Genomic DNA, 5905 nt, shown 5'->3' on the forward strand with positions numbered 1-5905 from the left:
CGCGGCATCCCCGTCGACCCCCACCCCAAGTTCCCCGGCAAATCCGCGCTGGAGGTGATCCTCTGCACCCTCCACGCCGGGGGCAAGTTCAACGCGAACTCCTACTCCACCTCCGGCGGCCTCAACGGCGTCGGCTCCTCGGTGGTCAACGCGCTCTCCGACGCCCTCACAGTGCAAGTCGCCCTGAACAAAGAGCTTTACGAACAAAGCTTCTCGCGCGGCATCCCGCTTGGCCCCATCCAGAAACTCGGCCCGATCCAGAACCGCCGCGGCACCTGGTTCACCTTCCACCCCGACCCGGAGATCTTCGGCTCCCAGACCCTGAAACCCGCCCGCCTTTTCAAGATGGCACGGTCCAAGGCCTACCTCTTCTCGGGCGTCGAGATCCGCTGGAAATCCGCCATCCCCGACGGCGACACCCCGCAAGAGGCCACCTTCCACTTCCCCGGCGGCCTCGCCGACTTCCTCAACGAGTCGCTCAAGAAGCTCACCACCTACTCCGACCGCCCCTTCGCCGGCCGCGTCAGCTTCGAGGAGAAATACCAGCTCCCCGGCTCCGTCGAATGGGCGATCAACTGGACGCCCGCGCAGGACGGCTACCTCCACTCCTACTGCAACACCGTCCCCACCCCCGAAGGCGGCACGCATGAGGCCGGGTTCTGGGCCGCCATCCTGAAAGGCATCCGCGCCTATGGGGAACGCGTGAAAAACCGCAAGGCCGAACAGATCACCCGCGAAGACCTTCTCACCGGCGGCTGCGCGCTCCTCTCGATCTTCATCCGCGAGCCGCAATTCGTCGGCCAGACCAAGGACCGGCTTTCCACCGAGGAAGCCGCCAAATGGGTCGAAAACGCCGTCCGCGACCATTTCGACACCTGGCTTGCCGCCGACACCAAATCCGCCGGGGCGATCCTCGATTTCCTCGTCCTGCGCGCCGAAGAACGCCTGCGTCGGCGTGAGGAAAAGGAAACTCAGCGCAAGACCGCCACGAAGAAGTTGCGCCTGCCCGGCAAGCTGACCGACTGCTCCTCCAAGACCCGCGAGAACACCGAACTGTTCATCGTCGAAGGCGACTCCGCCGGGGGGTCAGCGAAGGGCGCGAGAAGCCGTGAGACGCAGGCCCTCCTCCCCCTCAAGGGCAAGATCCTGAACGTCCTCGGCGCGGCCTCGGCCAAGCTGAACGAGAACGCCGAAATCCGCGACCTCTGTGAGGCGCTTGGCACCGGCATGGGCACCCGCTTCAAGCTGGACGACCTGCGCTATGAAAAGATCATCATCATGACCGACGCCGACGTCGACGGCGCGCATATCGCGAGCCTGTTGATGACCTTCTTCTTCACCCAGATGCGCCCCCTGATCGACAAGGGCCACCTGTATCTGGCGTGCCCGCCCTTGTATCGCCTGACCCAAGGCGCACGCCGGATGTACGTCGCCGACGACGCCGAGAAAGAGCTGTGGCTCGCCAAGGGCCTGGGAGGCAAAGGCAAGATCGACGTCCAGCGCTTCAAGGGCCTGGGCGAGATGGACGCCAAGGACCTGAAAGACACCACGATGAACCCCGCGACGAGGAAGCTGATCCGGGTGTCGATTGATGAGGACGAGCCGGGGGACACCTCCGACCTGGTGGAGCGCCTGATGGGCAAGAAGCCGGAGCTGCGGTTCCAGTACATCCAGGAGAACGCGCGGTTCGTGGAGGAGTTGGATGTTTGATGCCGAAGCCTAATTCTTCCTTAATCCTTGAGATACAGCAACTTGCAATTTCTAGTGAGGTTGATGTCGCGACGCTTCTCAGAAAAGCGAAAGCTGCTGCTGTAAAGCTTGGGCAGGACGATGCGGTTGTATGGATCGACAGGGAGCTAGATGGATACGATTGCTCATATGACGAGCTTCCATCCTATCGGAAGACTCATGGCGTTTTGAAGGTGAAAAATCCTTATCACGGGCTTATTCCAGTCCATGTTCAGGATGCCGAAACAGAACACCTGATAACTCGCGCACCTACAACGATGGGCGTGGGAACTGTGCAATCTCTGCTTAGATCAGAAGGTGGGGACAAGCAGCTAATTTATAACATGGGCAATGTTCACAGGACTGCTATAATCGAACTTCTGGACACTGCGCTGGAGCCAGTGTTGTTGCTATCGAGAAGTCAACTTAAGACTATTCTGGAAAGCGTACTCTCACTCATCCTTAACTGGAGCCTTGAGTTAGAGAAAGTGGGCATCATTGGCGAAGGGATGAGCTTTACTATGGTTGAAAAAGAGAAAGCTGGACCGGTTACTCAAAACATCTTCGCTCAAAACATTGGGCACGTTGGGGATCTGTCGGGAGGTGCTCGCGCGACAATATCGCAGTCGAGCTCTGGCGACGTAGCCTTTGACCAGAGAAAGATTGAAAGCTTAATCGATCAAGCTAGTAGGGCGCTTCCGCTTCTTCCGGATTCCGTTAGGAACCAAGTTGAGGAGAGCCTCAAAGAATTAAGTGTAGCAACGTCTGCTCATGAAAAATCTGGCATTCTAGTTCGGGCAAAGAACGTGCTTGAAGGTGCGAGCGGGAATCTCGCCGCCGAAGGCATCATTCGGCTTATTTCTTCTATTTTAGGCTGAAGCAAGCGTAGGGTGGGTGCCCACCCACCACCCCCACCCCGTCAAATTTACCCAAAGCAAATCTGACCGCGCCCGACCCGCCCACGCGTGCCTGTCGCGGTCAGCTTTGCACCCCGGCGTCACCCAAAACCCGCCCCGGGCCTGACCCGGGGGTATGCCTGCGGTGAAGGCCGTCTGCTCTGATTGAGTAAATGGTCGTAAGGCATTGCCTTATGGCATGCGCTTCAGTTGTTTCACCAATCGAGATCTTCGCCGCCGATGAGGTTGGCCGTCGTCGGCGCTGGTCTGACGAGGACAAGATCCGGATCGTCGAGGAGAGCCTGCGCGGTTACCGGCAGGGCTCGGCGACCGCGCGCCGGTATGGGATTTCGCGGTCGCTGCTTTCGATCTGGCGGCGCGAGTATCGCGGCGGGACGCTTGGCACGCCGGAGGCTGGCGGCGGTTTCGTGCCGCTTGTGATGGAGAGCGCCCCGCTGGCGCCAGAAGACCGGCCTTCGCGGGAAGCCGATGATGCCCGGATCGACATCACACTGACGAACGGACGTCGCATGACGATCCCTGCTTCGCTGGCCCCTTCGCATCTGGCAGCACTGCTTGCCGTGCTGGATCCACGATGATCGCCTTTCCGGCGGGGGCGCGCGTCTGGATCGCGGGCGGGGTGACGGACATGCGCTGCGGGATGAACAGCCTGGCGCTGAAGGTTCAGCAGGGGCTCGGCCGCGATCCGCATGGCGGGGAGATCTTCTGCTTCCGGGGGCGCAAGGGTGATCTGATCAAGGTGCTGTGGCACGATGGCGTCGGCATGTCGCTGTATCTGAAGCGTCTGGAGGCGGGGAAGTTCATCTGGCCGGTGAGCCAGAATGGTTCGGCCGTTCCGGTTTCAGCGGCGCAGCTCGGCTATCTTCTGGAAGGAATTGACTGGCGCAATCCGCGCTGGACGCAGCGGCCTGCCTCGGCAGGTTGATAGCCAAAAGACCCTTGTTTTATTGGACTATTTCGGGGTTCCGTGGTAGGTTTCCGGCATGTCGGAGACCACCTGGGAGATTGCTGTTCTGCGTGCTGCGCTCGCTGCGGCCGAGGCCCGCGCGTCCGCAGCGGAGCGGGAGCTGACGCAAGCGCGCGCCGTCGTCTCGGCCTCCGAGGAGGTGATCCAGCATTTGCGGCTGCAGATCGCCAAGCTCCGCCGCGACCAATACGGCCACAGCGCCGAGCGGCAGGCCCGGCTGATCGAACAGCTGGAGATGCGGCTTGAGGATCTCGAGACCGACCTCGCCGATGACCGGGCCAAGGCCGAGGCGACGGCCCCGAAGGCAGTTGTCGCGGCCTTCGAACGCCGTCGCCCCGCCCGCAAGCCATTCCCCGACCATCTGCCCCGCGAGCGAGTGGTGATCGAGGCGCCGTCCGCCTGCACTTGCTGCGGGTCGGCGCGCATCGTGAAGATGGGCGAGGATGTCACCGAGAGTCTTGAGGTGATCCCCCGGCAGTGGAAGGTCATCCAGACCGTCCGTGAGAAGTTCACCTGCCGCGACTGCGAACGTATCAGCCAGCCGCCCGCGCCCTTCCATCCCACACCGCGGGGATGGGCCGGGCCCAACCTGCTGGCCATGGTGCTGTTCGAGAAGTTCGGCCAACATCAGCCCCTGAACCGGCAGGCTGAACGCTACGCCAAGGAAGGGGTGGAGATCAGCCTGTCCACCCTGGCCGACCAGGTCGGCGCCTGTGCCGTGGCGCTGCAGCCGATCCACGATCTGATCCGTGCCCATGTTCTCGCGGCAGAACGATTGCATGCCGACGACACAACCGTGCCGCTGATGGCCAAGGGCGGCACGCAGACCGCCCGGCTCTGGACCTATCTTCGCGACGACCGGCCCTTTGCCGGCGGGGCATCGCCGGCGGCGCTTTATTCCTTCTCGACAGACCGCAGGATGGAGCACCCAACCCGGCACCTGGCGGGATGGACCGGCATCCTGCAGGCCGATGCCTATGGTGGATACAACGGTGTCTGCGACGCCGCCCGCAAACCTGCGCCGGTGCTCCGCGCCCTGTGCTGGAGCCATGCCCGCCGCAAGTTCTTCGAACTGGCAGACATCAAGGCCGCTGCCAAGAATGGGGCGCGCAAGGGCAAAAAGGTCGCCGAAGAGATCTCGCCCATCGCGATGGACGCGGTCAAACGCATCGACCTCATCTTCGAGGCCGAGCGCGAGATCAGCGGCCTGAGCGCCGTGGCACGACGTGACGCACGCCAGAGGCTGGTGCGCCCGATGGTTGATGACCTGCACGACTGGATGCGGGCCGAGCGTGCCCGGATGTCGAAGCACAACCCCGTCGCCAAGGCCATCAACTACATGCTTGATGAAGATGGTCGTTGGGATGCCTTCGCCCGCTTCCTCGACGACGGTCGCATCTGCCTGACGAACAATGCGGCCGAACGCGCCCTCCGCGGCATTGCTCTGGGCCGCAAGGCCTGGCTCTTCGCCGGATCGCACCGCGGAGGCGACCGCGCCGCCTTCATGTATTCCCTGATCGTCACCGCCAGGATGAACGATGTCGATCCTCAGGCCTGGCTGGCCGATGTTCTTGCCCGGCTGCCGGACATGCCCCTGTCGCGCCTGCCGGAACTCCTTCCCTGGCACTGGTCGCAAACCTTGCAAAGGAAGGCCGCATGATACTGATCGCCCGCCTCCGGATCATCCTGAACGACGTGGACCCGCAGCCGATGCGCCAGATCGAGGTGCCGCTGAAGATCAGGCTCGACCGGCTGCATGAGGTGGTCCAGGCGGCGATGGGCTGGACGGACACTCACCTCTACGAATTCCGGGCCGGTGGCGCCGGCTGGGGCGTGCCCGACCCCGATGGGTTCTACGACGGTCCCATGCCCGCGAAGAAGGCAACCTTGCAGAAGGTGCTCGAAGACACCGGCGCCAGGACGATCCAGTATGTCTACGACTTCGGCGATGACTGGGACCACAGCATCCGGATCGAACGGGTCACCGAGGCCGCACCGGGCGTGACCTATCCAAGGCTTCTGAAGGCCAGCGGGGCCTGCCCGCCCGAGGACGTCGGCGGTGCCCCCGGTTATGAGGAGTTCCTCGAGGCTCCGGCCGATCCGGAACATGAGCAACATGATGACATGGTGCGCTGGTCAGGCAGCCCCTTCGATCCGGAAGATGCCCGGATCGACAGAATCGTTGAACGCTTCGATCAGCTCGCAAAGAAATGGGCGCCGCGGACCGGCAAGCCCAAAGCCCCCAAGGGAACGCGCTGAGCACCGTCCGCGGCGGCCTACGCCGGATGGTTAC

6 protein-coding genes are annotated in these 5905 nt (G+C 62.6%); all 6 read left to right on the plus strand.

What is annotated here, in order from left to right; all coding sequences use genetic code 11:
* Nucleotides 1-1710, plus strand: a 1710-nt coding sequence (locus U1E69_RS19675; protein ID WP_322246119.1) for a DNA topoisomerase IV subunit B, incomplete at its 5' end; no start/stop codon positions are given.
* Complete coding sequence (locus U1E69_RS19680) at nucleotides 1710-2606, plus strand: hypothetical protein (protein ID WP_322246120.1); 897 nt, start codon at nucleotides 1710-1712, stop codon at nucleotides 2604-2606. The genes U1E69_RS19675 and U1E69_RS19680, both read left to right, overlap by 1 nt.
* A 191-nt stretch (nucleotides 2607-2797) precedes the next feature.
* Entirely contained in the window at nucleotides 2798-3223 is a 426-nt protein-coding gene (gene tnpA, locus U1E69_RS19685) for an IS66-like element accessory protein TnpA (protein ID WP_322246121.1), read from the plus strand.
* Entirely contained in the window at nucleotides 3220-3570 is a 351-nt protein-coding gene (gene tnpB, locus U1E69_RS19690; protein ID WP_112312267.1) for an IS66 family insertion sequence element accessory protein TnpB, read from the plus strand. Before tnpA ends, tnpB begins: the two co-directional genes overlap by 4 nt.
* Before the next feature lie 58 nt (nucleotides 3571-3628).
* On the plus strand, nucleotides 3629-5272 hold the full coding sequence (tnpC, locus tag U1E69_RS19695) for an IS66 family transposase (protein WP_322246122.1): 1644 nt from the start codon (nucleotides 3629-3631) through the stop codon (nucleotides 5270-5272).
* The gene (locus tag U1E69_RS19700; protein ID WP_322246123.1) at nucleotides 5269-5871 is read left to right on the plus strand and encodes a plasmid pRiA4b ORF-3 family protein; all 603 of its coding nucleotides are present in this window, start codon (nucleotides 5269-5271) and stop codon (nucleotides 5869-5871) included. The genes tnpC and U1E69_RS19700 overlap by 4 nt, the downstream gene beginning before the upstream one ends.
* Nucleotides 5872-5905 lie beyond the last annotated feature (34 nt).

Source organism: Tabrizicola sp., assembly GCF_034366665.1.
GTDB lineage: Bacteria > Pseudomonadota > Alphaproteobacteria > Rhodobacterales > Rhodobacteraceae > Tabrizicola.